This is a genomic window from Mesobacillus sp. LC4 (assembly GCF_053543455.1).
In genome coordinates this window covers 111,893-138,575 of the sequence record NZ_JBGCUB010000001.1, presented here as the reverse complement: position 1 = coordinate 138,575, position 26,683 = coordinate 111,893, and the positions used below count along the sequence as shown (strand labels likewise).

General features: G+C 42.7%; 29 protein-coding genes and 1 other annotated feature. Of the genes, 3 read left to right on the top strand and 26 right to left on the bottom strand.

Features of this window, described 5'->3' with window-relative positions; genetic code table 11:
* Window positions 1–87: 87 nt before the first annotated feature.
* From rpmA to AB5I83_RS00535, 24 genes are all read right to left on the bottom strand, one after another.
* Entirely contained in the window at window positions 88–378 is a 291-nt protein-coding gene (gene rpmA, locus AB5I83_RS00650; RefSeq protein WP_023627149.1) for a 50S ribosomal protein L27, read from the bottom strand.
* Window positions 379–390: 12 nt separating this feature from the next.
* Window positions 391–723: a ribosomal-processing cysteine protease Prp gene (locus AB5I83_RS00645; RefSeq protein ID WP_448972137.1), complete on the bottom strand. Its 333-nt coding sequence runs from the start codon at window positions 721–723 to the stop codon at window positions 391–393.
* A gap of 15 nt (window positions 724–738) precedes the next feature.
* On the bottom strand, window positions 739–1,047 hold the full coding sequence (gene rplU, locus AB5I83_RS00640) for a 50S ribosomal protein L21 (protein WP_023627147.1): 309 nt from the start codon (window positions 1,045–1,047) through the stop codon (window positions 739–741).
* Window positions 1,048–1,062: 15 nt separating this feature from the next.
* Window positions 1,063–1,140: a sequence feature (ribosomal protein L21 leader region), on the bottom strand.
* Window positions 1,141–1,229: 89 nt separating this feature from the next.
* Complete coding sequence (locus AB5I83_RS00635; protein ID WP_448972136.1) at window positions 1,230–2,684, bottom strand: Rne/Rng family ribonuclease; 1,455 nt, start codon at window positions 2,682–2,684, stop codon at window positions 1,230–1,232.
* A 63-nt stretch (window positions 2,685–2,747) separates the two neighbouring features.
* Entirely contained in the window at window positions 2,748–3,614 is an 867-nt protein-coding gene (locus tag AB5I83_RS00630; protein ID WP_448972135.1) for a M50 family metallopeptidase, read from the bottom strand.
* On the bottom strand, window positions 3,607–4,386 hold the full coding sequence (locus tag AB5I83_RS00625) for a M23 family metallopeptidase (protein ID WP_226085429.1): 780 nt from the start codon (window positions 4,384–4,386) through the stop codon (window positions 3,607–3,609). The genes AB5I83_RS00630 and AB5I83_RS00625 overlap by 8 nt, the downstream gene beginning before the upstream one ends.
* Before the next feature lie 409 nt (window positions 4,387–4,795).
* Window positions 4,796–5,599, bottom strand: a complete 804-nt coding sequence (gene minD, locus AB5I83_RS00620; RefSeq protein ID WP_448972134.1) for a septum site-determining protein MinD — start codon at window positions 5,597–5,599, stop codon at window positions 4,796–4,798.
* A complete protein-coding gene (minC, locus tag AB5I83_RS00615) occupies window positions 5,600–6,280 on the bottom strand; it encodes a septum site-determining protein MinC (protein WP_226085430.1) in 681 nt (226 codons plus the stop codon).
* 264 nt (window positions 6,281–6,544) lie between these two features.
* Window positions 6,545–7,063 carry a rod shape-determining protein MreD gene (gene mreD / locus AB5I83_RS00610; RefSeq protein ID WP_226085431.1) on the bottom strand — a complete coding sequence of 173 codons (519 nt, stop codon included), beginning with the start codon at window positions 7,061–7,063 and terminating at the stop codon, window positions 6,545–6,547.
* Complete coding sequence (gene mreC, locus AB5I83_RS00605; RefSeq protein WP_448972133.1) at window positions 7,060–7,950, bottom strand: rod shape-determining protein MreC; 891 nt, start codon at window positions 7,948–7,950, stop codon at window positions 7,060–7,062. The genes mreD and mreC overlap by 4 nt, the downstream gene beginning before the upstream one ends.
* 74 nt (window positions 7,951–8,024) lie before the next feature.
* The gene (locus AB5I83_RS00600; RefSeq protein WP_167832813.1) at window positions 8,025–9,047 is read right to left on the bottom strand and encodes a rod shape-determining protein; all 1,023 of its coding nucleotides are present in this window, start codon (window positions 9,045–9,047) and stop codon (window positions 8,025–8,027) included.
* Window positions 9,048–9,205: 158 nt separating this feature from the next.
* On the bottom strand, window positions 9,206–9,877 hold the full coding sequence (gene radC / locus AB5I83_RS00595; RefSeq protein ID WP_226087927.1) for a RadC family protein: 672 nt from the start codon (window positions 9,875–9,877) through the stop codon (window positions 9,206–9,208).
* Between the two features lie 83 nt (window positions 9,878–9,960).
* On the bottom strand, window positions 9,961–10,533 hold the full coding sequence (locus AB5I83_RS00590; protein ID WP_448972132.1) for a Maf family protein: 573 nt from the start codon (window positions 10,531–10,533) through the stop codon (window positions 9,961–9,963).
* Window positions 10,534–10,705: 172 nt separating this feature from the next.
* Complete coding sequence (locus tag AB5I83_RS00585; RefSeq protein ID WP_448972131.1) at window positions 10,706–11,827, bottom strand: SPOR domain-containing protein; 1,122 nt, start codon at window positions 11,825–11,827, stop codon at window positions 10,706–10,708.
* Window positions 11,828–11,944: 117 nt separating this feature from the next.
* The gene (locus tag AB5I83_RS00580; RefSeq protein ID WP_448972130.1) at window positions 11,945–12,724 is read right to left on the bottom strand and encodes a pilus assembly protein PilO; all 780 of its coding nucleotides are present in this window, start codon (window positions 12,722–12,724) and stop codon (window positions 11,945–11,947) included.
* Entirely contained in the window at window positions 12,721–13,359 is a 639-nt protein-coding gene (locus AB5I83_RS00575) for a PilN domain-containing protein (protein ID WP_448972129.1), read from the bottom strand. The genes AB5I83_RS00580 and AB5I83_RS00575 overlap by 4 nt, the downstream gene beginning before the upstream one ends.
* A complete protein-coding gene (gene pilM, locus AB5I83_RS00570; RefSeq protein ID WP_448972128.1) occupies window positions 13,360–14,352 on the bottom strand; it encodes a type IV pilus biogenesis protein PilM in 993 nt (330 codons plus the stop codon).
* 18 nt (window positions 14,353–14,370) lie between these two features.
* The gene (locus tag AB5I83_RS00565; protein ID WP_448972127.1) at window positions 14,371–15,123 is read right to left on the bottom strand and encodes a prepilin peptidase; all 753 of its coding nucleotides are present in this window, start codon (window positions 15,121–15,123) and stop codon (window positions 14,371–14,373) included.
* An 18-nt stretch (window positions 15,124–15,141) separates the two neighbouring features.
* On the bottom strand, window positions 15,142–15,558 hold the full coding sequence (locus AB5I83_RS00560) for a prepilin-type N-terminal cleavage/methylation domain-containing protein (RefSeq protein ID WP_448972126.1): 417 nt from the start codon (window positions 15,556–15,558) through the stop codon (window positions 15,142–15,144).
* A 125-nt stretch (window positions 15,559–15,683) separates the two neighbouring features.
* Window positions 15,684–16,889 (bottom strand): type II secretion system F family protein, encoded by a 1,206-nt coding sequence (locus AB5I83_RS00555; RefSeq protein WP_448972125.1) that lies wholly within the window; start codon window positions 16,887–16,889, stop codon window positions 15,684–15,686.
* Between the two features lies 1 nt (window position 16,890).
* Entirely contained in the window at window positions 16,891–17,931 is a 1,041-nt protein-coding gene (locus AB5I83_RS00550) for a type IV pilus twitching motility protein PilT (protein WP_448972124.1), read from the bottom strand.
* A gap of 13 nt (window positions 17,932–17,944) precedes the next feature.
* Window positions 17,945–19,609, bottom strand: coding sequence for a GspE/PulE family protein (locus AB5I83_RS00545; RefSeq protein ID WP_448972123.1), 1,665 nt, complete (start codon window positions 19,607–19,609; stop codon window positions 17,945–17,947).
* A 24-nt stretch (window positions 19,610–19,633) separates the two neighbouring features.
* Window positions 19,634–20,983 (bottom strand): VanW family protein, encoded by a 1,350-nt coding sequence (locus AB5I83_RS00540; RefSeq protein WP_448972122.1) that lies wholly within the window; start codon window positions 20,981–20,983, stop codon window positions 19,634–19,636.
* 35 nt (window positions 20,984–21,018) lie between these two features.
* Window positions 21,019–21,567, bottom strand: coding sequence for a hypothetical protein (locus tag AB5I83_RS00535; protein WP_448972121.1), 549 nt, complete (start codon window positions 21,565–21,567; stop codon window positions 21,019–21,021).
* A 144-nt stretch (window positions 21,568–21,711) separates the two neighbouring features.
* Here AB5I83_RS00535 and AB5I83_RS00530 point away from each other — a divergent pair, with 144 nt between their 5' ends.
* Genes AB5I83_RS00530 through AB5I83_RS00520 form a run of 3 tightly spaced genes read left to right on the top strand, consistent with a single transcriptional unit; the run spans window position 21,712 to window position 23,524 of the window.
* The gene (locus tag AB5I83_RS00530) at window positions 21,712–22,128 is read left to right on the top strand and encodes a type IV pilus modification PilV family protein (protein WP_448972120.1); all 417 of its coding nucleotides are present in this window, start codon (window positions 21,712–21,714) and stop codon (window positions 22,126–22,128) included.
* Between the two features lie 4 nt (window positions 22,129–22,132).
* The gene (locus AB5I83_RS00525) at window positions 22,133–22,561 is read left to right on the top strand and encodes a PilW family protein (RefSeq protein ID WP_448972119.1); all 429 of its coding nucleotides are present in this window, start codon (window positions 22,133–22,135) and stop codon (window positions 22,559–22,561) included.
* Between the two features lie 15 nt (window positions 22,562–22,576).
* Window positions 22,577–23,524 (top strand): hypothetical protein, encoded by a 948-nt coding sequence (locus tag AB5I83_RS00520; protein WP_448972118.1) that lies wholly within the window; start codon window positions 22,577–22,579, stop codon window positions 23,522–23,524.
* A 36-nt stretch (window positions 23,525–23,560) separates the two neighbouring features.
* Here the strand turns inward: AB5I83_RS00520 and AB5I83_RS00515 are convergent, their stop codons facing one another.
* Complete coding sequence (locus tag AB5I83_RS00515; RefSeq protein ID WP_448972117.1) at window positions 23,561–25,276, bottom strand: sensor domain-containing diguanylate cyclase; 1,716 nt, start codon at window positions 25,274–25,276, stop codon at window positions 23,561–23,563.
* An 84-nt stretch (window positions 25,277–25,360) separates the two neighbouring features.
* Window positions 25,361–26,674, bottom strand: coding sequence for a bifunctional folylpolyglutamate synthase/dihydrofolate synthase (locus tag AB5I83_RS00510; RefSeq protein WP_448972116.1), 1,314 nt, complete (start codon window positions 26,672–26,674; stop codon window positions 25,361–25,363).
* Window positions 26,675–26,683: the final 9 nt, after the last annotated feature.

Sequence of the window (26,683 nt, the reverse complement as noted above, 5' to 3'; positions counted from 1 at the left end):
TTTAAAAATCCTATTTCATACCCTGAAGCTTCAAAGCCATAAAATACAAGAAAACCCTAACCGCAGTGGTTAGGGCTTCTCTTTGGCTTACGCTTCTTGAGCTGCAGGATAAACACTTACTTGCTTGCGGTCACGGCCAAGACGTTCGAATTTAACGACGCCATCAACCTTAGCGAATAGAGTGTCATCTCCACCTTTACCCACGTTTACACCTGGGTAGATTTTAGTTCCGCGCTGACGGTAAAGGATAGAACCACCAGTTACGAATTGACCATCTGCACGCTTAGCGCCAAGGCGCTTAGAGATTGAGTCACGTCCGTTCTTAGTTGAACCTACACCCTTCTTAGAAGCGAAGAATTGAAGATCTAATCTTAACATTTGTTCCACCTCCTACTTTTTGAAGGTTAATTTTATGTGCTTTCCGTACTCTTTTTCCATCGATTGCAATGTAATGACCATGCTTTCGAGGAGCAACTGAATTTTCCCCTGTGTATCCTCAGGCAAATTGTCCGGGATTTCACAGCGGAGAAAGCCATCTGCACCCTGTTCAATGTCCGGGGTGATACCTGTCAATCCAATAATGGAATTGACTGTTCCGATCGAGATGGTCGAAACACCTGCACAGACAATGTCGCTGCCATGGGCAGCGAATCCAGCGTGGCCGCTAATCGTAAACGATTGGATGCTTCCGGATTTTGTACGATTAATCGTTGCACGAATCATGGTAATCCGCCTTAATTAAGCGTTGATCTTTTCGATAACAACTTTAGTGTAAGGCTGACGATGACCTTGCTTCTTACGATTGTTCTTTTTCGCTTTGTACTTGAAAACGATGATTTTCTTTTGACGGCCATTCTTTTCAACTTTAGCAGTTACAGTTGCGCCTTCAACTACTGGGCTACCAACTTTAACGTTATCGCCACCTACAAAAAGAACCTTGTCAAAAGTTACAGTTTCGCCTTCAGCAGCGTTTAGCTTTTCAATGTAGATTGCTTGTCCTTCTTCTACCTTTACTTGCTTGCCGCCAGTTTCGATAATTGCGTACATTCCAGTGCACCTCCTCATTAGACTCAGACTCGCCATCAACAGGCGTTGCAAAATGCAATCTTAATTACCTGGTGTGAGCGGTTGTAGCACGGGTGCTACAAACAATAACATTAAAATACTACCATATGCCGAGCGAAAGTGTCAACATAATAATCGGTGTTCTTTTAAAGGCCAGCTTTGGTTCAACCGTGTTCTGTCGAAGCACCAACCTTAAGGATTTCATAAAAAGGTTTCGCCGCGTCTGACACAGAAAATCTTATCTTAAAGCCTAATGCTTTTTCAAGCCTCAATTTATGGATGTCAGCTTCACCGGAAAAAGAGAGCATGACCTCCTTCGTCGCGGCTACATGAATTTCTTCATAATCAGAATTTTTGTACTCCCACAGAGCGCGCTCGAGTCTGTATGCGACAGATTCCGTGCTTAGTACCTCTCCTGTACCCCCGCATGTCCAGCATTTCTCAGTCAGAGTCTCGGCCAGCGACTGCTTCGTCTTCTTTCTTGTCAACTGGAGGATGCCAAGCTCGGTAAAGCCGATGATCCTTGTCCTGCGATCATCCTGGTGCAGCTCTTTTTGAATGAGTTTCAGCACCTTGTCCCGTTCACTATCGGTCTTCATATCAATAAAATCGATCAGAATGATGCCAGCAAGATCCCTGAGCCTGATTTGCCTTGCAGCTTCGGCCGCCGCATTCAAATTCGTTTTCATGACCGTGTCACGCAAATCGGTTTTGCCGGAAAACTTGCCTGTATTCACATCAATCATTGTAAGTGCTTCTCCCTGGTCAATGACCATATAAGCTCCTTTTTCCAGCCAGACAATCCTTTTAAGCAGCCGCTCGATTTCCTGTTCGATTTTATAAAAAGAGAAAATATGATCTTTCCCATTATAAAACTCTATCTTTATATCTTCTGTGATATAGTGCTCCATTCTTTTTTTAAAATCAAGGCAATCCGTAATCACTTCTCCATTTGAAAAAGAAAGAAGTGCTGCCACAGCCTGCTCAAAAAAATAATCGCGGCTGTGAACGATTCCGGGCTTCTTCATTGCCGACATGGCCTTTTTCAATTGAATGTATTGAAGACGCTGCTCATCAAGCTCTTGCATGATTGCTTCCTCGGTCTGGCTCAGGCTTTCGGTCCTGAAAATGAGACCTTCCTCGGGCGTTTTGACCTTGCTGGCGAATTCTCTCCATTTATCCCTCGTTTCGGGTGATTCTGCCTTTTTAGATACGGCTATGTATTTTCCGTGAGGCATATAGACAAGGTTCTCACCTTGTATTTCAACCACTGCCGTCAGTCTTGCCCCTTTTGTGCCGGCCGCATCCTTTTCAACCTGGACAAGCAGCTTTTCACCTTGATGCACATAGGAAGAGATCGAGCGGTTGTTTTTCTTTTCGTCATCTGAGAGTACATAGGAAGGGAGCTTTTCTTTTTGAAGGAAGCCGCTCATTTCTTCGCCAAAATTGACGAAGGCCGCGTTCATCCCCGGGATGACTTTTTCGACGATGCCCAGATAAATATTCCCGACTAGCGATTGCTGGCCAGGCTGTTCAATATATATTTTTTCGACTTCGCCATCCTTGACCATAGCAAAGCGCTTTTCTCTCGAATTTGCATTAATGATTAACTTGTTCATTGTTTCTCCTTACGAAAAAAAATGCAGCGCAAAAGGTGTCTGCGCTGCATTCATTATCCTATTTTAAAAGGTGTAAAGCAAATCTCCAATTTTAGCTGATAATAGCTTCTCACTGAAAAAAGCATGGAGCAATTCATTCTCATCCATGACCATTTCTTTGCCGTCCTTTTGCTTGACGATGATGGGATGCTTGCAGCCGCGCTGGAATTTACTCAGTACCTGTCCGACCATTTCGTTCTCGTTTGCGTTGATCGGCTTAAGCTCTCTTAAATCCACCTTCTTTCCATAGTGCCTTTCCATCAAAAAGCGCATGAATGTGAACCGTCGCTGCTTCCATTCAAAGTACAGGGAGAAAGCCAGGAAACCGATGATGACCCAGACATTCAATGTCATTGGTGCCATGACGATAAGGATAGCCGAAAAAAGCGCCAGTATTCCTGCTGAGACATACAGTGTCCGCACATGGGCTTCTTGAAAGGAAGTGGACAACGATAGCAGGATGAATAACAGCTTGCCTCCATCCAATGGCCAGATTGGAATCAGATTGAACAAAAGGACCATCATATTATATTCGATGAACAACATATGCCATTTTTCCGGAACAAACCCTGCGGCAAACAGCAAATAGGAGAGGGCCATCATCCAGACATGCTGCAGGGGGCCTGCAAGGACGACAATCAGTTCCTCTTTTAACGGTCTGTTTCCGTGCTCATCCATTTCCGCTACACCGCCGAATGGCAGCAGGGCGATTTTCTTGATTCTCCACGAAAAAAAAGAAGCTGCAGCACCATGTCCCATTTCATGAACAAAAATAATCAGCAGCACCATCATCAGCTCTATAAAATGCGCGGTCGCAACAGCAAGGGCGATGATCACCCACAACAAAGGATGGATGTGTATTTTTCGCAATAATTCAATGGCTTTATTCAAACTTGATCACCTGGACAGGATCAACGAAGTCATCCCCTTTTTTAATAGCGAAGTAAAACGAACCTTTGATTCCATCCGTACTGTCCATCGCACTTCCTACCTTTGTGCCCTTGGAAATATATTCATAGAGGCTTACGTCGATTTTGTCGAGGTTTCCGTACCATGTTTCACTCTTGTCTGCATGCTGCACAATGACCGTTTTGCCGAACCCTTCCTTCATGCCGACAAAGTGGACAAGGCCTTCATCCATGGCTTCAACACCGGCACCTTTGCCCGTTTCAATCATGATTCTCTGCCCATTGTCGCCAAAATCTTCAAGGATTTTACCGGAAGCAGGGAGTGCATACTGGTTGTCTGGAGCCAGATCCTGTTTATTTTCTTCCTCACCACTTTCTTTGGCTGGAAGCAGAGCCAGAGGCTTTCCAAACTGATCTTCATACCAGTTCGAAACGGCAGCAAACTGGAATTCCTGTTCCATCGTATGCTTCACGTATTGCTGGATTGTTTCTGCTTTCTCAGATGGACTGCGGTAAATGATCGCAATGATCAAAACGAGGCACGCCGAAGCAAGCACCTTGAATAAAAAAACTTCCTTTTTGAATAGAGGGTGTCCACCTTCCCCCGGACCCATGTCATAAGATGGAATCCGGTCAAAACCATGCCGCTCTTCCTCCGTCGAAAAAAAGCGATTATGGTTCATTTTCTCCATTCTTTCCCGCTCTCTTTTCCTCTTCATCATCCTTCTGCGTATATCATCAGCTCTCGAGTTCATACAATCCCACCATTCCCCTTGTACTCTAAGTTAGTACAAGTCTATGACCTGTCCAACGAGAGTATGACAAAATCAATGAATGGAAAATGTGATGGGAATTGGAGAAAAAAGGCTCCGAAACTAGGCTGTTGATTTTCGTTCCAGGCGCTTCGCTTTCCGCGGGGCTGGCGGTGAGCCTCCTCGCCGCCGCTGGCGTCTGCGGGGTCTCACCTGACCAGCTAAGCCCGCAGGAGTCTTCGCGCCTTCCACTACAATCAACAGGAGTTAACAAACAAAATTTTTCTATAACAGAACCAATAAAAAAACAAACGACGTCGGCACAGAAAAAGTTACTAGAGTAAGGAACGGAATCATTCTTTCTTAATAAAAAAACACCTGCCCTCGGACAAGCGAGAGCAGATGCCATTGATTAGCGGACGCCGAAGAACTTTTTGATCTTCGAAAATACGCCTTTATTATCATTATCCAATTGCTGCAACGGAACAGACTCACCAAGAATCCTCCTAGCGATATTCCTGTAGGCAATGGATGCTTTGCTATTTGGATTCAGTGCGATTGGCTCGCCGTGATTCGAAGCTTTGATGACTTCATCATCATCGGCCACAATCCCGATTAAATCGATGGATAGGTGTGTCGTGATTTCATCCACATCAAGCATATCGCCATTTTTCATCATATGGCTTCGGATCCTGTTGATGACTAGTTTTGGTGATTCAACATTTTCTTCTTTTTCAAGCAGTCCGATGATCCTGTCAGCATCCCTGACTGCGGAAACCTCTGGTGTTGTGACGACAATCGCCTTGTCCGCACCAGCAACAGCGTTTTTATAGCCCTGCTCGATTCCAGCCGGGCAATCGATGACAATATAATCATAATCCTGCTTCAGTTCATTTACCAATTTCCTAATTTGTTCCGGCTGGACCGCAGTTTTGTCACTAGTCTGTGCAGCTGGAAGCAAATATAGGTGATCATCGAAGCGTTTATCTTTTACAAGTGCCTGATGAATCTTGCATCTTCCTTCAATTACATCGACGAGATCATAGATAATGCGATTTTCAAGCCCCATGACAACGTCCAGGTTACGCAAGCCGATATCTGTATCGACAAGGCAGACTCTTTTGCCTTGAAGGGCCAAAGCTGTACCAATATTAGCAGAAGTTGTCGTTTTGCCAACCCCGCCTTTTCCGGATGTAACTACTATCGCTTCTCCCATTTAGAGGCCTCCTTCGAATCTAGTTAAATTAGGTCTTTTCTTCATTAAAACTTGTAATCTATCAACAACAATCTGTTGACTGTCTGATATGTATGCACATTCCATCACACGGTTCTCTTCATCTGGTACATGGTCTGGAGACCGATTGATGCAATCACTGATGCGTAGTTGCGAGGGTTTCATGACTGATGCCGCAATAACTGCTTCATCATTGCCTTCAGAACCTGCATGAGCAACCCCTTTTAAAGCACCCATGATAAAAATATTCCCTGTCGCCTTGACCGTTCCGCCGGGATTGACATCTCCAATGAGCAGCAAGTCCCCAGTTATTTCAAGAACCTGTCCTGAACGGATCACTTTGGCAACAGGCACGATTTCCGTTTCCTGGCGAAGCTTGTCAGCCTCCTCCCTGGTGATCACATTTGTCACCAGCTCCTCGACGATCAAATTCCTCTTCTGCCGGATCAGGTCTTTCAGCTCTTCTTCCTGAGCTTTTGTAAGATACCTATTGCCTACTTTCACCTTAACGGAAAGCAGCTGTTGCTCTTCCTGGACACGTGATGAGTTGGATAGCTTCCTGTCAAGCTCCTTCTTCAGTTCATCATAGGAGCAATTATCATCCAGATGGAGCGTAAGTCCATCTTTTGTTCCTTTTATCGTCACATTTTGTGATTTCTTCATACTGGATGTTCACCTCATAAGAAAAGCGCAAGCGCCTTGGTCAGCCCCGAATAGCGTTGGAGGGCCTGACATTGAAGTCGTTCTTTGACTTCATTGAGAGGACCGAAACGTCTCGAGGGGCTGGGCACCGGAGCTGGACATTTATCTGCTGTTTTGTAATAAAATTATTTACCTGAAAGAAATTCGACATCCCTCCGCCAAATTCCTTTAATCGGGATACATGTACGGTATTTTTATAGCTCCGATAAAAGTTTGGCAGCGAATTCAATCGATTCTTAGCCGGTCTGCAGCATTCTCGAACTGCTTTTTAAATGGATAGGCAGCCAATATGATAAATGCAAGGTTTAGAATCAATGTAGGGACTAGTCTTATTTTAACATAGGTAGAAAAGTCCAGGTCAGTAATTTTTATCAAAAGCATCAACTCGTAAACTCCTACCTCAAGAAGCGTAATGCCAAGAAGGGATAGGATTGATACGATCAAAATATTGGTCTGCAGGATTCTCATCATATTCGCGATCAAGTAAGCAATGAACGGAAACATGAATAAATAGATTCCGATGATTTCGGTGTAGACAATATCAAAAAGAAGCCCAAAAATGATTCCGTAAAGGATTCCATGCTTTGGACTCAAGTAGGCCGTCAAAAACAAGATCCCGGCCATGAGAAAATGCGGTACAAGAATCCGGTCACTGTTGAATAACTCAGCAGGCAGCAGTTCTACGAACAAACTTTCCAAAATGAATAAAAAAGCGAAAAGAGCAGGGAGCAAGAATCGGATCAATTGCCTTCCTCCTCGCCTTCGCTATCTTCCAAGCTTTCCTCTATATCAACTGATATCATCGATTTTTTCACTACCATGACATGTTCCAAATCATAGAGATTTGCTTCAGGCTTAATGTATGCGGTCTGATTCAAACCAAATTGATCCGGGACAACCTTGACAACCTTTCCGATTGGAAGATCTTTAGGGAAAATGCCACCCATACCAGTAGTGACGACGTTCTGTCCTTTTTCAATTTTCGCATCAAATGGCAAGCCTTTTAATAAAAGAAGCTCATTTTTCTTGTCATATCCTTCAATCGTGCCATAAAGCGGCTTTTCGGCCTGCAGGATGGCAGAAATCCTATTGGTCGGGTCAATCGAGCTGATGAGCTGCACAGTTGCTGAAAATGGTGTCGTACTTTTAATTTTGCCAATCAATCCTTTTGAAGTGATGACAGCCATATTTTTTTCAATACCGTTAGAAGCACCTCTATTGATGATGATCAGCTCATTCCAGCGCTCGGGACTTCTGGCAATCCTGACAGCCTGGATCGGCTCATAGTCTGCTAGTGATTCTTGCTTATCTAAAATTTCCTGAAGCTCCTCGTTTTCTTTTTCAAGGGAGTATACTTTCGCTTCAAGGCGGGCCATATCATCAACGCGTTTCTTCAACTCTTTGTTTTCCTGATATGTATTTTGCAAGTCTTGAAGGTTTTCGATCAAACCAGCGATATAATTCGTAGGTCTTGAAACAACGGACTGTACCCAGCTTGTCGAGTCTTTGATAAACTGCTCGGGCCATGTCAATTCTTCTCTTTCCCTTAAAGAAAATCCAATCAATGCCACGAGGAAAATAATGCTCACAAGCAGCATTATCAGGCGTTTATTAAAAAAGAACTGTGGCATGGATGTACACCTCTAATCTAAAAAAATAGTTTACAGAAGAGGAGGGAAGTGGATGATCCCGCTTCCCTTCCTTATTACCTTGATTCTTTTGCTTTTGTTTTGAATAAATCGATATGATCCAATGCCTTTCCTGTACCAATTGCAACACAGTCCAGCGGATCTTCGGCAATCAAGACGGGCATTTTTGTTTCTTCACTAATGACCTTGTCCAAATTACGCAGCAAAGCTCCTCCGCCAGTAAGGACAATACCACGGTCCATGATGTCAGAAGCAAGTTCTGGCGGTGTTTTTTCCAGTGTCAGCTTGACAGCATCTACAATGGCGTATACTGTGTCACGCAAAGCTTTTGCAATTTCTTCAGCGGTGATTTCAATTGTCTTCGGCAATCCTGTCAGCAAGTCACGGCCGCGGATTTCCATATTTTCAATGCCATCCGAATCTCCTGCAGAACCGACTTCCATTTTAATTGCTTCAGCCGTTCTCTCACCAATCATCAGATTATAGGTTTTACGGATATAGTTGATGATTGCGTCATCCATTTCATCACCAGCGATGCGAACTGATTGAGATGTTACAATTCCGCCGAGTGAAATGATCGCGACTTCCGTTGTGCCGCCACCAATATCGACAACCATGCTTCCAGTTGGTTCCCATACAGGAAGGTTTGCTCCGATTGCTGCAGCAAAAGGCTCCTCAATCGTAAAGGCATCCCTTGCGCCTGCCTGGCGAGTCGCATCGATAACCGCACGCTCTTCAACCGCAGTGATTCCGGATGGAACACATACCATGACATATGGCTTGCCGGCAAACCAGCCTTTATTCTTCGTAGCTTGTTTGATGTAATATTTCATCATTGTCGCTGTTGTCTCGTAATCAGCGATGACGCCATCCTTCATTGGTCGTAATGCTACGACATTCCCAGGTGTACGTCCGATCATGTTCTTTGCGTCATTACCGACTGCAACGATATTTTTTGTATCCGTCTGAAGGGCCACAACCGAAGGCTCTCTTAAAACGATTCCTTTTCCTTTAACATAAACAAGTGTATTAGCAGTACCAAGGTCGATTCCAAGGTCTCTTGTACCAATCCCAAACATAGTGTATCTCCCTTTCTTAACAAAAAATGCAATAAAAGAACAGGCAATCTATAACAAAATTAGTTGAATGTTCATAGGCAGATTTTCTGACAAAATTTTAACTTGTCCGCAAAAATCATAAATTATATTATATCGTAACGTCAATCAAAATCCTAGTATCATACATACCCTTTTTCCTTCAAACTAACATATTTATTTTCCCCAATGATCAAATGATCTAGCAATTCAATTCCGACTATTTTCCCGGACTCGGCAAGCCGCTTGGTGACTTCAATATCTTCCCTGCTCGGAGTCGGATCACCGGATGGATGATTGTGGACGCAAATGACTGATGCTGCCGATCTCCGGACAGCTTCCTTGAACACCTCTCGTGGATGGACGATCGAAGCGTTAAGGCTGCCAATGAAAATCGTCTGCCTGTGAATCACTTGATTTTTTGTATTCAAGTACAGGCAGACAAAATGCTCCTGTGTCAGGAAGCGCATATCATTCATTAAATATTTCGCTCCGTCTTCCGGTGAGCGAATCACATAGCGTTCATCTAGGGTATGGTTGGCGATGCGCCTGCCGATTTCAACAGCCGCGAGGACATGGATCGCTTTTGCTTTTCCGATCCCTTTAATTTGTGTCAACTCTTCCAAGGTTGCATCTTTAAGAAGCCGGAGGCCCTCAAACTGGGAAAGCATTCGGTTTGCAAGCTGGAGAACTGACTCCTCCCGTGATCCTGTTCCTAACAGGAGGGCAAGCAATTCATGATTGGAGAGGCTCTGGGGACCATTTTGGACAAATCGCTCCCGCGGCCGCTCATTTTGCGGATAATCTCTAATCATTAATGAATGTGTAGTCAATACATTTTCCTCCCAGTCATGGATAATGACGAGGGAAGTGTAGAAGAAGTTTCTGTGGTTTTCTTTTAATAAGGAAGGTTGTATCCGATTTTTCTTAACTCCCTGATCAATCTTGATACAGGAAGTCCAACAACTGTGTAATAATCCCCACTGATTTCTTTAACAAGCATGCTGCCGAATCCCTGGATTCCATAGCCGCCCGCCTTATCGAATGGTTCACCGCTCTTTATATAGATGTCGATTTCTTCATCTGACAATTCCCAGAACGTCACATCTGTTTTTTCATAGAAACGCGTTTCCTTCTCAGGGGATATGATCGATACTCCTGTGTAGACTGAATGAGTGTTCCCAGACAGCTTTTTGAGCATCTGTAAGGCTTCTTGTCCGCTTTCAGGCTTCCCAAGGATCATGCCGTCATGGACAACGACAGTATCTGATCCGATCACGAAACAATCAGGAAAATTCTGCACCACCGTTCCCGACTTTCTGGAAGCAAGCTCCATTACCGCGTCGGCCGGGCTTAAAGTCTCACTGAAACTTTCGTCTGCATCACTGCTCGAGATTTCGAAATTCAAGCGGAGGTTTTTAAGAAGTTCTTTTCGCCGTGGAGAAGAAGAGGCTAAAATGAGGCGTTGCATAAAATCACCTTTCTTTACTTTTTGCATCAAAGGGAGATACAAGCTAATACTAACAAAGTTCAGTAATTGTAACAATCTTTAGTCATCAAATTGCCAAAAAAAATCAGAGCCTGGCGAAATTTGCCGAAGGCTCTGTTAATTTGTACAATTTCCCGGAAAATATTCTGGTATATTACTTTCCTATCATCTGATATGCGGAAAGGAATGCCAGTAGGCTTTTTTCCACTTCCACCAGCTGGTTCGCATCCTTTGTTTTTTGGTAGCTTGTAAAAGCTCCACTTGCTTTCTCCATGCTCGCTTTTGCTTTTAGGACAGCCTTATCTGCTATACTCTTGTCTTCCATTTTGGATAGCTTTGCCTGGTAATCTTCAACTTTTTTTACCTCTTCCGCTGCAGCTGCGGAACCGTTCAACAGGATCGTATAGATTTCCGGCGCCTGCTTTAGGAATTCTGATTCAGCTGCTGTTAACCCGGCTGCTGTTCCCCCTGCGATTTCGAAAGGTTTTGCGAAAACTTCTACTCCTTTAGCCTTCAGTGCCTCTGCCTGTTGTTTGGCAGCCTCAATGCTTCCTGCAGTCCCTAAATAGACGGCGAACTGTCCATTTACAGGAAATAATTCAGCAGTTATCCCCTGTCCAGCAAGGGCTGTCATTCTTACCTTAGCGTCAGCCTCTTTTGTGAAAATACCATTTTGCACAATAAAGGTAGGGATTGATGTTAACTCCAGAGACTCCTTCCCCCCTGCCGGCTTTTCTTCTGCTTGCCCAGCTTTTGGCTGGGTCACTGCTGGTGCTGCCGTATCTGGCTCAGCCGGCAGGAACTTCAGGAATGTCACTCCAAACGCGGTTCCAATCAAAACGGCAAAAAGGACATTCATGATGATTGTCGTATAAAGGCGGTTATTACGTTTCATTTTAGGATTCCATACCGAAATGCCAATGCTTTTCTTTTTCTGCTTTTTCTCGTGTGTCGGGGCAATCTTATATTCTTTAACGATTTCCTCTTCGACGGGATCAGGCAAAATCCAATCAAAACTATCCTCGTTTTGTTCCTGTGCAGCAGCACTTTCATTCAGTGCTGCCTCATTTTCCAGCGGATAAACCTTACTTCGGTCTTCGCGAACATTATTGATTTGATAGTTATTGCTCTTTGGTTGATCAACTTGACGATTCTCATCAGCGCCTTTTTGACTATATTTCTTACTGTTTTTATCATCCTGCACTTTTTTATCAGCCTGAATCGGACGGTCTTTGCCATTAATCTTGATAGTGATGGTCTTACCTTGCTTGTCCAATGCTTGTACCTCCCCCTGCCCGTTCGTGTTTTGTCCATCCTATCATAATGGCAAAAAAAAATAACAAGACTTTTGTCGTCTTGTTATAGAATGCTTTCGTCAATTTTTTTACTAGATTTAGTCTTCGTCCGTTCCTTCGGTGTCATCAACTTCCGACTGCTCTTGTTCTACTAGATTATCCTCTGAGTAATCGCCGAAAGTCGGGAATGGGTTGCGCTTGTTCGATGGGGCTGGGGTTTCGATTTTTGGGTTGTGTTCCTTTAGATCATCCAGTCCTGATAGGTAATAAGAATTGATTGTAAGAGTCATGACAATCGGGCTTTTTTCATCCGAAAGGGAACTAATTTCCTCTGGACCGCTGAAAGAAATAGAATCAACCATAACCAGGCGCTTCAGGTTTTCGAGTGTTTCTATAAATTTCTCCAATTCAAAATAGCCATCTGCTTCAACTGTAATCGTGACAGCTGTCTTCTCAATCCCTTCAGGCATCTTGAAAGGTTCCACTGCTTCTCCTGTGACTGTTTCAGTCCCCTGAGTTTCACCCGCTTCTGCCGTTGGAGCTTCACTTGGTTCCTGGTTGAATTCCATTGATTTTATGTAGCTATTCGAAACAACTTCTGCTTTTTCAAGATCCAGCACAAGTTGTTCAACCATTGGGTCAACCGGGAGCTTCTTTTGCAGTTCAATTGTGCTTGCATGGTCGTCCTTTGCAGCTGCAAGGCGTGTTTCAAAGCTTTCACTGAGCTGCTGCTCAGATTTCAATTGATTCTCTTTTAAAGCAAGACTATCCTTTAATGGATTAACAAAAAAGAAATATGCTCCAATGTAAACCAAGACTGACAGTAATACAGCAATCGCCAGGATCATGATATTTTTCTTTTCAAAACGGAGGTTCATGTCTCATCCCCTCCCTTTGAAGCGACACTGCCATTTTTCAAGAAAACATCAGCTTTAAAAGTGAGTTCATATTCCGCTGTGTAACGAGGCAGAGTCATTTCTTCATCTTTTTCAAGATCAGTGGCATTCGTAGTACTTTCATTGCTTCCAGCACCTTGAACCGCAATGACATTTAAGAGTGAGACCTTCTCAACCCAATCAGAACCCTTCAATGTGCTTAAATAATACGCAGCATCTCTTGAAGCATCAAACTGGATGGTGATCAGGACAGAATTAGAGTTGCTGTATTCAAAATTCTTGATAAATCCCCGTTCCGGCAACTGGGAAATGACGTTCCGGAGCAGCGGTACTGTTTCCACCGGGGCTTGCTCTGCCCACTTTACTGCTTCCTGCAGTTTCAATGAAGAGTTGCCAGTGTCTCCTTCGGCAATTTCCGCCTGCTGTGCCTCGTTGAGTTTTTGGACAGTCTCAATTTGCTTATCTATTGATGCCATTTTATTATCATAGCTATTTCCCTGAATGAAAGCGACTGTAGCACTCACAGAAAATAGGGCAAGAATCAAAAGGGCGGTCATGAGCGACGAGGATTTCTTATGTTCTTTTTTAGGTAAAAGGTTAATCTCTACAAGCATCATTTACACCTCTTTCAATCCAAGTCCCAATGCAAGATGAAATGCTTTCGGCAATTCTTCGGTTGCTTCTCCCTGAAGGGGAACTTTCAGTGTATCTACCTGGATACCGAATCGTTCTTTCATATCGTTGAGAATACGGTCAAGCAAAGGATGGTCTCCATTAAGCAATATTCTTGTGACCTCGTTTTTCCCTTGAGTCAGTGAATAATGATAGAAATCCATCAATTTTGCAATATCGCGGTAGATATCTTCAAGCTGGAATGTAATCTCATTAACTTCCCCTTCATACACCAATTCCTGATCAGAGAACCGTCCCCTGCCGTTCTTTACCTTCCAATTCTCTTTCAAATCACCAGGAATATGACGCATAAAAACCGGGATATGCTCTTCAAACACACACATGCTGACAACATCAAGGTCGAACTGGACGGTCAGCAGGATTTCATTTTCACTCTTCAATGCCTGCTGATAGTATAGCCTGTAGATCGACAGTGGTGAGATATCTGCGGCAATTGGTTTAAGTTTGATAGCTTTGAACAGATCAGCATATTCTGTTACATATTGCTCTGGTGCGGCAAAAACAAGGATTTGCTGTTTCTGGTCCTCTATTCCAAGAGGGATGATATCGAAAACAGGATCCTCGAACGGGAGGTGGATGGAAGTACCTAATTCCAAATATAGATAACCATGGATTTCATCTTCCTTAACATCAACTGGAATGGAAACCTTCCTAATGATCACAAGTGAATCTGGGACCGTAAAACGGATTTCCCTTCTGGAAATCTTCCAGTCATCAAGACATTCATCAAGGATGTTTTCCAATGTATCGAAGTCCTGAATTTTGCCATCCAGTATAATTCCAGGCGGCAAGTATCGCTGGCCATAATGAAGCGGAGTAGCCGGATTTCTTTGTTTCAATTCAACATAACGGATAGAATGGTCATTGACCACGATATTAACAACCTTACTTCTACCAGAAAAAAGAGATAATGTCATGGTCTGAAACTCCTTTGTTTAAAAACCAAAGTTTAATAGATAAAGATACCATTGGATAATCTGCGCTCCGAAAAAATAGGCGGTGATTGTACCAAGCGCTATAAACGGACCAAATGGGATAGGCTGCTTTTTTTTGACAAAACCAAGAAGCATGGCAATGATGCCAAAAAAAGCGCCAAAAAAAGTGGCGAAAAAGAAGGATAGCAGCATCATCTTTAAACCGACGGCAAAGCCAACCAAGGCAAAAAGCTTAATGTCGCCGCCGCCCATGCCACCTCTGCTTACAAAGGCAATCAGCAAGAGGAGAGTGAATCCCGCTGCTGCACCGGTAAAAGAATCCCACCAGGGAGCAAGAGGAATGAAAATACGTTCAATAATGAAGATTCCCGCGAACACAAGAAGCACCTTGTCCGGGATAATCATATACTCTAAATCAGAAACAGTGATAATGATGAATAACGAGATCAAAGTCAAAGCAATAATCAGCTCGCCGTTCCAGCCAATCATCCAGGCAGCACCGGCAAAAAGCACACCAGTCAAAAGCTCAAACAGCGGATAAACAGGAGAAATGCCTACCTTGCACCGGCGGCATTTCCCTCTTTGGAATACATATGATAAAACTGGAACCAACTCTAGTGCCGTCAGCTGATGCCCGCAGTTCGGACAGGATGACCGAGGTGCTACAATTGATTTTCCTTCTGGCACTCGCAGGCCTACTACGTTGTAGAAGGAGCCTAGGATGAGGCCGTACGTAAAAAGTAAAGAAATCAAAATATTACCTCAAATCTATTACGGCTCAATTGTTGTTGCTCCACGTGCTGCTGTTTCAATTAATGTCTTAGTCGCGTCATCAAAAGTTATGGAGATCCCACCTTTTGTACCAGTTCCATCTAATGTATAAGTAGTTCCATTAACTGTCACACTATAGGTTGTAAATGTAGATACCTCATCAATATAATTTGGTTCTAGTTGTCCTTGAGTTAGAGCAGCAGATGGGACACCATTTTCTGTTACATGCATTTTTGCAGCATGGAGAATTTGAAGTGCATCTGCTTTAATTGCATCTTCTCTTGATTTATTAATTATCCCACCAATACTCGGGATCGCAATCGCCGCAATAATCCCCAAAATAACAATAACTGCCAATAGTTCAATCAGTGTCAAACCTCTTTGATCTTTCAATTTTTTCTTTAATGATTTAAACATATTTACCTCTCCTTTTTAGTTAATTTTACCTACGACTAAAGAAATATGTATCTATCAATATTATAATGGATAGATTGGTAATTTCATATATTTTTTTAGTAGATTTTGTCTATTTTTCGCTAATCTTAATTTACATGATTGAAGATGTCGAACATTGGCACCATGATGGATGTGACGATGGTACCAACGAGGCCTGCGAGTACGACGATCATAAGTGGTTCAATCAATGATTTTAGCTGATCGGTGCTAGTTTCCACTTCTTTTTCATAGAATTCAGCAACTTTTCCGAGCATACCGTCAAGGGAACCTGTTTCTTCCCCGATGGAAATCATCTGTGTGACGAGCGGCGGAAAGGCCCAGTGCTGTTTCATCGGTCCTGTCATCGATTGCCCTACTTCCAGCGCATCTCTGGATTGACGAACTACACGCGAAATCACTTCATTTTCAACAACATTTTCAACAATAGATAAAGCTTGAAGTATCGGTACCGAGCTCGTGAAAAGAGAACTCAGTGTTCTCGTCATCCTGGCCAGTACAGCCTTCTGCATCATCTTTCCGAATAGCGGCATTCTTAGCAGAGCATAATCAAGGTAATATTTTGTCTTCTTGTTTTTGTTCATTGCAATGATAAGGACTACAATAACTAAAACGAAAAGGATGATCAGCCACCAGAATCCTTGCATGAATTCACTTGCACCGAGTACGAACCTTGTGATGGCAGGCAATTCCCCGCCAAAGTCAGAGAACATATCCACAAAGGTCGGTACAACAGAAACCAATAAGAAAATGACGACACCAATTGCGATGAATGCAATTACAGCTGGATATGTTAAAGCGGCCACTACTTTCTGCCGGGTATTATGCTGTTTTTCATAATGGTCTGCAAGGCGTTCAAGTGCTTCGTCCATATTACCGCCCGCTTCTCCTGCCTTGATCATGTTGATATACATTGCTGAGAAGATCCTCCCGTGCTTGGCAGAAGCCTGGGATAACTGGTTCCCTTCCCTGAGTTCCGCTTCTATATCCAGCAATGTTTTTCTCAGTGCTTTACTATCGGTTTGATTCGCCAGTATTTTCGTCGATTCAACAACTGACACGCCTGCTTTTAAAAGGGTCGCAAACTGTCTGAGATAGATCACCAAATGCTGAAGCTTGACGGGATTACCAATCGAAATATCCTTTGTCAACAGTGTTTCAGGAACCTCAACAATTTCAGTCGTCCTGATTCCTTCTTCTCGCAGCCTTTCTAGCGCTTCACGTTTAGAGCCTGCTGTAATTGTGCCTGCACGTTTTTTTGTCCGGTCACGGCCGGAATATTTGAATCTTGCCATGTTACACCAACTTCTCTAGTAAATATGGTTCAGCAGATTCTCTCGAGATAATACCTTGCTGAACCAGCTCTTTAATACTCATCTCAAGTGTATGCATGCCAAAAGCCTTTGAAGTTTGCATAATGCTCATGATTTGGTGGATTTTTTCATTGCGGATCAGATTGGCAACAGCCGCGTTATTAATAAGAATTTCAGTTGCTCCTCGGCGGCTTTTCTTGTCAACAGTCGGTAACAGGCGCTGGGAAATAACAGCCACCAGTACTGAAGCCAACTGGATGCGAATTTGCGCTTGCTGGCCTGCAGGAAAGACATCAATGATACGATTGATGGTCGCAGGCGCACTTGATGTATGCAAGGTTCCGAGCACAAGGTGTCCTGTTTCAGCAGCGGTAATCGCTGTCTGAATCGTATCTAGATCCCTCAATTCCCCAACGAGGATCACATCAGGGTCCTGTCTGAGTGCCGCTCGTAATCCGTTTGCAAAGTTGTTGGTATCAAATCCTACTTCACGCTGGTCGATGATACTGTTTCCATGCTTGTGCAGATATTCAATCGGATCCTCGAGGGTGACGATGTGCTTGCGCATATTCTTATTCATATACTGGATCATAGCGGCAAGTGTTGTTGATTTCCCACTTCCTGTAGGCCCGGTAACAAGCACGAGTCCCTGCGGTTTTTCCGCAATACGCTTAAGAACCGAAGGCAGTGCAAGTTCCTCAAGAGTAGGAATGGTTGTTGGGACTACACGTGCTGCTAGCGAGACGCATCCCCTCTGGTGATAGGCATTCACCCTGAATCTGGAGATTCCTGGAATTCCATAAGAGAAATCCAGTTCACCCTTTGACTTAAATTGATCCCAAAGTTTTTCAGGAATAATCGCCCTGGCCATGCCCTCTGTATCTTCAGGTAATATGACCTCTGTGCCATATCTTTTCAGTTCCCCATGGACTCTTAAAATCGGTGGCACACCGACAGTGATATGAATGTCGGAAGCCTTAAGTTCGAAACCGGAACTAAGCAAATGCTCTATTTTTTCTCTCATCCCATTTCCCCGCTTACTCTGTAATAGCTACCCTCAATACTTCCTCAGTCGATGTCAAGCCCTGTTTTACCTTCAGCAAGCCATCATCGATCAGGAAGATTGTTTTATTTTTTATCGCTATATCCTTTAAAACAGACACTGGTTCTTCGTTCATGATCGCTTTCCGAAGATCTTCATCGATTGTCAGCACTTCATGAATAGCGATCCTGCCTCGATATCCTGTCATATTGCATGAAGAACAGCCTTTGCCTGTCCAGACTGTTTCAATCTGGATCCCTCTTTTTGAAAAAATATCAATTTCCCGTTTGGTTGGCGTTTGGGATTCTGCACAGTCACGGCACACCTTTCTTACAAGTCGCTGGGCAACGACACCGCTCAATGATGAAGCAACAAGGAATGGTTCAACCCCCATATCAATCATCCTCGTAACCGAGCTAAGCGCATCATTTGTGTGAATCGTGCTTAAAACCACATGCCCTGTCAAGGATGCCCTGACTGAAACCTCCACCGTCTCCTTGTCACGAATTTCCCCGACCATGATGATATCGGGATCCTGACGAAGAATGGAGCGAAGCCCTGCAGCGAATGTCATTCCGACATTCTGGTTTACCTGAATCTGGTTGATACCTTCAAGCTGGTACTCAACCGGATCCTCGATAGTGATGACATTTACTTCCTCACTATTCAGCTTGTTAAGCGCCGCATAAAGGGTAGACGATTTCCCTGATCCTGTCGGGCCTGTTATCAGTACAATCCCATTAGGCTTGGAAATCATATCCATGAACCTTGAAAGATTGTGCTTATTGAATCCAAGCTTCTCAATATCATTCAGCGTACTGCCCATATCGAGAATACGCATTACCACCTTTTCTCCATAAACAGTTGGGAGTGTTGATACACGGAGATCGACTGGATGGAAGTCTATATTCACCTTGATCCTGCCATCCTGTGGAACTCTATTCTCTGTGATATCAAGATTAGCCATGATTTTGACCCGAGCGATCAGGACATTTTGCATATGCTTAGGCAGTACTCTCTCAGTCCTAAGAATGCCATCTATCCGGTATCGAATGACAACCTTTGTCTCTTGAGGGTCAATGTGAATATCGCTGGCCTTGCTCGTTGTCGCATTTGAGAGAAGCTGGTTGACCAGCCTGATGATTGGTGAATCTACCTCATTCACTTTTTCTTCTTTTACAGCTTCTTTAGTCAAATTATTCGCACTTAAAAGTTCTTCAAAGCCTTCGTTGCTATCATAATACTTATTGATCGCCCTCAGAATATCATCTTTGGTGGCGATGGCTGTTTCAATATGAAAGCCTGTTGACAACCTAAGGTCATCGACCGTGAAAAAGTCCATCGGATCCGCCATTGCAACGAATAGCTTGTCCCCTTCCTTTTTCAGCGGGATGACCAGGCGCCTTTTAGCAATTTCTTTCGGTATTAGAGTGAAGAGCTTTGTATCGAATGGATACCGAAATAGACTGATGTGCGGGATGCCGAGCTGGAACTCAAGAACCTCTATCAGTTGCTGTTCGGTAATAAACCCTCTCTGGAGGAGCACATCTCCAAGCTTTTGCCCTTCTGATTTTTCAGCAAGGGCACTTTGCAGCTGCTCTTCCGTGATGATTTCCGTTTCAACCAATAGATCCCCAAGCCGCTTTCTTGTTTGTCTCATTTATCATCGCTCCCGGTTAAAAGATTACTTAGGCTGTTCGTCCGGCTTTCCCCAGAGGCCGCCTTCATCATCATTCTCATTGGCGATTCCATCCTGACCTGATGATCCACCACTGCTATTATCCGTAGAGTCATTAGTATCCATTGTTTGCTCACCCGGAACAGCAGGAGGTAAAACCTGCACTGTATCAGCTCCAGTCACAGTTCCAGCATCAGTAGCAGGTGGAGTTTGCTGAACGGGCGGCGCAATCGGATAAATTTCAACCCTGTGTACAGGTGGATAAAAATCTTCTGAGATGAATTCAGACTCTAACAGTTCCCCTTTTCGCCCATGAATTTCACGGGAAACTGTAATGAGAAAACCTGGCTTTCCTTCACTCTCAACTGATTTTTGGCCAGTCTTGAGCAATGGGGAGTATTGCTTTATAGTTCTTGGTTTGAACTCCTGTTTATTCGATGTCTTTACAGTATATTCATATAACAGCGGTGCCCCAGTTATTGTCACCAGTAATTCCTCGTTGTCTATACTAAGTTCAAGGGTGTAGGATGTTTTGTTAGGATTATAGAATTTAAGGTCAAGATTCTTGGAGAGATCAACCTTTGATTCGAAGCCAAGCTCGATATTACCTGCTAATTCTGAGCTAATATGTCTTTCTCCGATTGTAAAATTCGTTGATAGTAACGCTTTATATAAAGCGGATGCTATTTGACTATACGCGTATGCAGACGTCTCTCTCAGGTTATTTTCCCTGGCATAGTTTGCTAATGAAAAATGAGACTCAGGAGCAATTTCCATCTTTTGAATCGCTTCTGCCAGCTCTTTAATCTCACTGTTTTTTTCAGGAAGTTTTAGAGATGATTTTGTAATCGTTACTGGTTTCTCTTCAGGAAGGTAATTTTCCAGACTGAAATCAGATGCAAGAACCAGACCTTTTCCAACAGTACTTAAATCATTAACCAGGCTTTCGTCATCCAGTTGGCTGCTCACTGTTTCTGGTATTTCCAATGAACTAAAAGCCTCTCTTTTCAATTCAACTAAAAGGTCATTTTGCACACCGCTTTGAGCGGCAGCAATCGATTCGTCCAACAAGAAAACAAAATGCAATGGATCGATTGTATAGGTCTCACCTTTATAAAGTAATTTAATTTGTGCTGCTTGAGCCCACTCATTTACTTTGGCTTCGATCAGAGCCTTTGCTTCTTCAGGTGTTTTAACTGATACGTCCACGTTTCCTATAGATGTTTTCTCTGAAAAAATCTGGTTGCTGGATGCACGGGAGCCAAAAGCAGATGCACCAAAATATGTAAAACTGAAAATAAAAATAGAAAAAACAGAAAGGATCAGCGAAAACTTAATAATATGCTGCTTTTTCACGAACTTGTCCTCCCGGCAGATAATTTTAATAGTTTCTAAGAGTGGATGCTGGCATACGCTTTTTCTTTTTCAGGCTCAACCATCCAGTCTTCCAATTCCATATTTGGAGCTGGATTGACCCATTCCACTTGAGGTATATGCACGCCATTTCTTTCATCCAAAAAAGAAGTATCTTCGTCAAAAGAAGGTTGTATCTCGTTTAAAGTCTCATGATTTTTATTATTGGCTGGAAGAACCTCAATCGCAGAATGGTCTTTTTCATCAACAAAGTTACTCACCTTGCCGTAAAGGTCTAATGATTCATTGTCAACATTACTATGTAATCGCTCGTTTAACTTTACAGGTACTTTAGTAACAGATAACCGGCTTACTATTATATAACCCGCACTCATTCCAAGCAATACGATCACCAACAAAACTTGCCATAAACCAACAAAGTTCACAGAAACTAGTCCAAAAGAACCAAAAAGAACTGAACCTACTATTGCTATATTCTTCTCTTTCCTTGTCAGCCCCATGGGAACTGCATAAATCAAGATACCTGTTAAAACTATTGATATTAATAAAAATACCAGATTAGCCATTATTCCACCCCTTTTTTTCTAAAAAAAACTAAAAATTATACAATTATTTTATAATTACAACTGAAAATCTCAAAATATGACAATTTTCATTTTTTTATATTGTATAATAAAAGTAATAGATTTAGAAGATAGGGGAAGAAAGTATTGGGAAAAAAGTTGGATAACCAAGATGGTTTGACATTGCTTGAAGTTTTATTATCAATTGTCATACTGACAATTGTACTTACTTCATTTGCCGGTTTTTTCAGCCAGTCAGCATTATTCGTCAAAAAAAATGAAGAAAAGCTTTCTACATCACAGACTGCTCAGCAGGTTGTGAATTTGATTGAAGTTAATGTCACTAAAAATATGTTATTAGCAAACCCTGAATGCGCTGATTTCCAATGTAGCTTTGAGAAGAATGCCTTGGAATCCTTTTTAGGTCAAGCCATAAATAGTTCATATAAAATATCGGTTGATTTTACACCAAGTGTAGAAGAATTAGTCAATGTAAAAGTAGCAATTATTGACAATGATGATCCTGACAGCTCTTCAGAAACATTTACATATATAAGAAGGTGACCATATGAATAACGAAAAAGGATTGTCATTGGTAGAGCTTCTTGCAGCTATTGCCATACTATTCATCGTTTCAGGAATTATCTATGGAGTGTTTTTTACATTCAATAATAACTACGATCGTATTTCGCATAAAAACAGTATGGACCAGACAGCGAATCTCATACTGACAACCATTAAGCAATACCACCAAAAAAATGAGTCGTACTGGATCAAATATGATGCTTCTTCAAAGAAGTCATATATAGGGGTAACTACGGCAGATAATCTAGTGGGAGATACTGATTATTCAATGGATCTGAAGGTTGGATACCCAACACCAATAACAATAAGTAATACAAAGATTGATGCTAAACAACCTTTAACAATTAAATTACTATTAACTGATCAAAAAGGGCAGACGTACGAAGTGGAAACAACTGTAAAAAGGTATTAAGGAGGACGATTTAAATTGATAGTACGAAATGAAAAAGGTTATGCATTAGTACTTGTCTTAGTGATTATAACTATCACCTTCACCCTTGCCCTTTCAATGACTGGAATGGCCATGTCTGCTCGAAAGCAAATCAATAAGACAGACGAAATTAACAAAGCAACCGATCTTGCAGAGATGGGGGTGGCACATTACGAGACGCTTTTGGCTGGAATTGTTCTTGATTCTAATGCTGCAGCCGATGCAGCAATAGAAGTTATCGGGAACGGAAACGGAAACGGGAATGGGAAAAAGAACCGAAATGCACCAGAGTATGATTCCTATTTCTATACAAGCTTGCAAACAGCATTAAGCCAGACTGTTTATACTAACGTATCAAAAAATGTGGAAGGACTTAACGAATATAAGGTAACCCTCGAGTCATTATCGGCAATCAAGCCTGACAAAACGATTCTTGTAAAGTTTAAAAGTAAAGGAAATACAGGCAAAGAAACAAAAGTATTAAGAAGTACAATTACTATTGGAAAGAATGGAATCTCCAAAGTCGGAGAGACAGCTCCTGAAAAAAGTACTTTTGATATTAAGGAAAATAATAGAATTGAATTAATTGGGCATAAGAGCACAAAAATATATCCAGGCTCTACTTATTTCGAAAGAGATGTCGATTTGAGAGGAAAAAACCAATTGACTGTAAATGGAAATGCCTATTTTAAAGATAAAGTAGGACTCCGAGGTACTGATACTATATTAATTCATGGAGATGCAATCTTCTTTACAAAGATTGATAATCCTTATGTAAACGGTAATTCATCATTATGTGTATATGGAAACACTTATTATATTGATAATAATAATAAGCTAGTTGAATACAATCCTTTCCCTTCAGGCAAAAACAAATCATGTCCTCGCCCCCAGGACGATGAATGGTACATCAACCCTGACGATGGTATAAAAGTGCAGTACTAATAATGTGAAAAGGCTGACCCTCAGGGATCAGCCTTTTCACTTAACATATTCCGCAACCCTATTCCTACCCGATCTCTTCGCACCAACATATAAAGCCCTGTCTGCATGCCTGATCAATGCCAAAGAATCGTCCGCATCTTGCGGGGCGGTTGCCACTCCAATTGAGGCAGTAATGCTAACTAATAATTGTTTTCCTTCTTCATCCATCGACTGCAGCAGTGTAAAAGGCTCGTTGGCAATCATCAGCCTGATTTGTTCTGCGAGTTTAAGGGCGTCGCCTTTCATCATTTCCGGCAGGAGGATGACGAATTCTTCTCCTCCGTAGCGGGCAACGGTACCGATGCCGCCGATTTTTTTCCTCAGTCGTTCTCCTAACTCTATTAAAATCTCGTTTCCACTTTGGTGGCCGTATGTATCGTTGACGGATTTGAAGTGGTCAATGTCGAGCAGGATGAGTGATAAAAGGTCCCTGTGGCCAAATTGTAATTTTTCGAATTCGGCAGTCAGCATGTTTTCAAAATAGCGATAATTATACAGTCCAGTCAACGCGCAACGTTCACTGTATTCCTTTGTTTTTTCATGGTGTCTGGCATTTTCCACAGCAATAGCAAAGTGGGAGCATAGTATGTCGATGATCATCAGCTGTGATTTTTCGAATGCCCTTTTTTTGTTTGCGGCCAGGACGAGGACACCGATCACCTGGTTGTTCCTGACGATTGGCACACCGAGAATGCTTTCAGCACCTGCTGGGATATAGCCTGAATTAATATGCTTCCATTGTTTTTTTGAATGGAAGAGTACAGGCTGTTTCTCAGCCCAGACAAGCCCGCTTATTCCCATGCCTTTTCCAAGAGGATCGGCAACTGGCTCCATCACTTCTCCAAACTCTACCTTATGGATCAGCTTTAGCTCTTTCTCATCCACTACATCCAAAATGTAGGCATAGTCAACCGGAAGCATCTCGATCACCTTTTGGACGAAGAGGTCAAGAACATCATCCGACTTCAGCCTCTCAGCCAACTGGTGGCCGATCTCAGCGGCACTCTGTAAAAAATGGTTCACCTTTCCGCTTGAATAATAGAGACTGAGAATGATAGACAAACTGGCGAAAGGAATTCCAACAAACAGTAGGGAATAGAGTCCCATTTCACTTTGGTATAGTTCATAAAGGATGAATCCTACAGGGAATGTGATCAAAGTCGTAACGGTTTCCCAAATGAAATCTTTTCCGAAATAAGGTCCCTTCAGTTTAAGGACGATGGCTTGCAGAAGGATCAGGAATAAAGTATTCACTCCATAATTGCTAATTCCATAGACCGTTCCCAAAATATAAGTATATGGATCGTCGGCCAAATGTTCTCCATGTGTCCCTCCAAGGGCGTAAAAAATTAATCCGCTCACTAATGAAACAATAAAGAACATTAACGAATTCAGCGGGAACCTATATGTGTCGGACTTTTGGACACGAAGTCTCATTAACAATATCAGCACAGAAATTTGCATCAAAACCATTTCCACAAAGATGCCGTATGTCAGGAATACTGCTAGCGACACCCATTGGATCAGGAAGATTGGCGTATTGTTGACAACCATTGGCATGGCAGCCACGACAGCCATCAATAAAAGGAAGGCAAAAACTTCCCACACAGGTAGATCACTTGGAGGCGGATAGACTTGATAAGTCACCCAGAGTCCAACCGGCACGATCAGCAGCCAGCTGAACCATATTGATTTTTTGATCATGGGAGTCATCTTTATCTATCCACCTCCTTCCTGGGTAAAAAGTCGCACTTTTTAAATAGTTTAGCAAACTTTTTGTTCAATGTCATAATTTTCTTATTTATTTTTCAACACGTTCATTATGAAAGGCTTTGCCTCGGATAAAAAGTAAAGAGAGCCTGTGACAATCAGGATTTCATCTTTAGTCAAATCATTTATTTTCATAGAGAGAAAGTCTTGATAATCATTTGCGATTTGTTTATTTCCATCGTTCGGTCCAACTTCCATTAAATCTTCCGCAGAAGCTGCACGAGGAAAGTCGAAGGTTGTAAAAGTAAGTTGGTCAGCAGCCTCTTCTAGACTTGCAATCATCTTGTCCAACTTTTTATCTTTCAGGGCTGCAAATAGGATACTAATCTTTTTATCGGCAAATCGAGATTTAATTTCACTTGCGAGCGCATTGATTCCTTCTTCATTATGAGCCCCATCGATCAGGACTAAAGGATCCTCACTTAAAACCTCAAGACGTCCAGGCCAGTAAGCTTGAATAAGCCCATCCCTGATATGCTCTTCCTCAATCATAAACGAATAGTAGCTTGCAAGGACCTGGCTGGCCATTACAGCACAGGCAGCATTGTCCACCTGATAGGAACCGATCATTGAGGTACTTAGGTCCTGAATTTGGCCGAACATGCTTGAAAAAGTGAATTTTTCTCCACGCTCCAAAGATTCCCTAGAACTTGCTGTGAATTCATTCCCCAGATGGTAGATGGGGGACTTACCTTCTAGTGCTTTTCTTTTAATAACATCAAGTGCTTCAGGCTGTTTCACTCCAGTTATGACGCTTACACCGTTCTTGATGATTCCTGCTTTTTCAAACGCTATTTGTTCATATGTATCACCGAGGATTGCCGTATGATCGAGGCCGATGCTGGTGATGATCGATAGCAGCGGGTGAATGACATTGGTCGAATCAAAACGCCCGCCAAGTCCCACTTCATAAATGACGACATCAACAGGAGACATTTTGGCGAAATAATAAATGGACATTGCGGTGATCACTTCAAATTCAGTCGGTCCGCCTAATTCGGTATGATCCAGCTCATCAGCAAGCGGCTTGATCACATTTGTCAGCTCAACCAATTCTTCGTCACTGATTGGGTGGCCGTTAATACTGATACGCTCATTGAATTGTTCAAAATATGGCGAAGTAAACGTGCCGACCCTGAATCCAGCTGTCTGCAGGATCGAGCGCAGAAAGGTGACGGTCGAGCCTTTTCCGTTCGTGCCGCCAACATGGATGGTCTTGATCCTTCTTTCAGGATGCTCCAGCCTTTCAAGCATCCATTCCATTCTGGAAAGGCCTGGCTTCATTCCCAGACGCAGCCTTGCATGGATCCATTCAATTGCTTGCTCATATGTTTCAAACATATATAAACA

Coding starts and splice junctions, on each gene's coding strand:
- AB5I83_RS00535 (WP_448972121.1), bottom strand. CDS start 21,567: ATGGCTAATCTGGTATTTTTATTAATATCAATAGTTTTAACAGGTATC.
- AB5I83_RS00635 (WP_448972136.1), bottom strand. CDS start 2,684: ATGAACAAGTTAATCATTAATGCAAATTCGAGAGAAAAGCGCTTTGCT.
- AB5I83_RS00625 (WP_226085429.1), bottom strand. CDS start 4,386: ATGAACTCGAGAGCTGATGATATACGCAGAAGGATGATGAAGAGGAAA.
- AB5I83_RS00575 (WP_448972129.1), bottom strand. CDS start 13,359: ATGATGCTTGTAGAGATTAACCTTTTACCTAAAAAAGAACATAAGAAA.
- rpmA (WP_023627149.1), bottom strand. CDS start 378: ATGTTAAGATTAGATCTTCAATTCTTCGCTTCTAAGAAGGGTGTAGGT.
- minC (WP_226085430.1), bottom strand. CDS start 6,280: ATGAAGAAATCACAAAATGTGACGATAAAAGGAACAAAAGATGGACTT.
- pilM (WP_448972128.1), bottom strand. CDS start 14,352: ATGACATTATCTCTTTTTTCTGGTAGAAGTAAGGTTGTTAATATCGTG.
- AB5I83_RS00525 (WP_448972119.1), top strand. CDS start 22,133: ATGAATAACGAAAAAGGATTGTCATTGGTAGAGCTTCTTGCAGCTATT.
- AB5I83_RS00510 (WP_448972116.1), bottom strand. CDS start 26,674: ATGTTTGAAACATATGAGCAAGCAATTGAATGGATCCATGCAAGGCTG.
- AB5I83_RS00645 (WP_448972137.1), bottom strand. CDS start 723: ATGATTCGTGCAACGATTAATCGTACAAAATCCGGAAGCATCCAATCG.
- AB5I83_RS00580 (WP_448972130.1), bottom strand. CDS start 12,724: ATGAACCTCCGTTTTGAAAAGAAAAATATCATGATCCTGGCGATTGCT.
- AB5I83_RS00555 (WP_448972125.1), bottom strand. CDS start 16,889: ATGGCAAGATTCAAATATTCCGGCCGTGACCGGACAAAAAAACGTGCA.
- AB5I83_RS00600 (WP_167832813.1), bottom strand. CDS start 9,047: ATGTTTGGGATTGGTACAAGAGACCTTGGAATCGACCTTGGTACTGCT.
- AB5I83_RS00590 (WP_448972132.1), bottom strand. CDS start 10,533: ATGCAACGCCTCATTTTAGCCTCTTCTTCTCCACGGCGAAAAGAACTT.
- rplU (WP_023627147.1), bottom strand. CDS start 1,047: ATGTACGCAATTATCGAAACTGGCGGCAAGCAAGTAAAGGTAGAAGAA.
- AB5I83_RS00550 (WP_448972124.1), bottom strand. CDS start 17,931: ATGAGAGAAAAAATAGAGCATTTGCTTAGTTCCGGTTTCGAACTTAAG.
- minD (WP_448972134.1), bottom strand. CDS start 5,599: ATGGGAGAAGCGATAGTAGTTACATCCGGAAAAGGCGGGGTTGGCAAA.
- AB5I83_RS00515 (WP_448972117.1), bottom strand. CDS start 25,276: ATGACTCCCATGATCAAAAAATCAATATGGTTCAGCTGGCTGCTGATC.
- AB5I83_RS00560 (WP_448972126.1), bottom strand. CDS start 15,558: ATGTTTAAATCATTAAAGAAAAAATTGAAAGATCAAAGAGGTTTGACA.
- radC (WP_226087927.1), bottom strand. CDS start 9,877: ATGATTAGAGATTATCCGCAAAATGAGCGGCCGCGGGAGCGATTTGTC.
- mreC (WP_448972133.1), bottom strand. CDS start 7,950: ATGCCACAGTTCTTTTTTAATAAACGCCTGATAATGCTGCTTGTGAGC.
- AB5I83_RS00545 (WP_448972123.1), bottom strand. CDS start 19,609: ATGAGACAAACAAGAAAGCGGCTTGGGGATCTATTGGTTGAAACGGAA.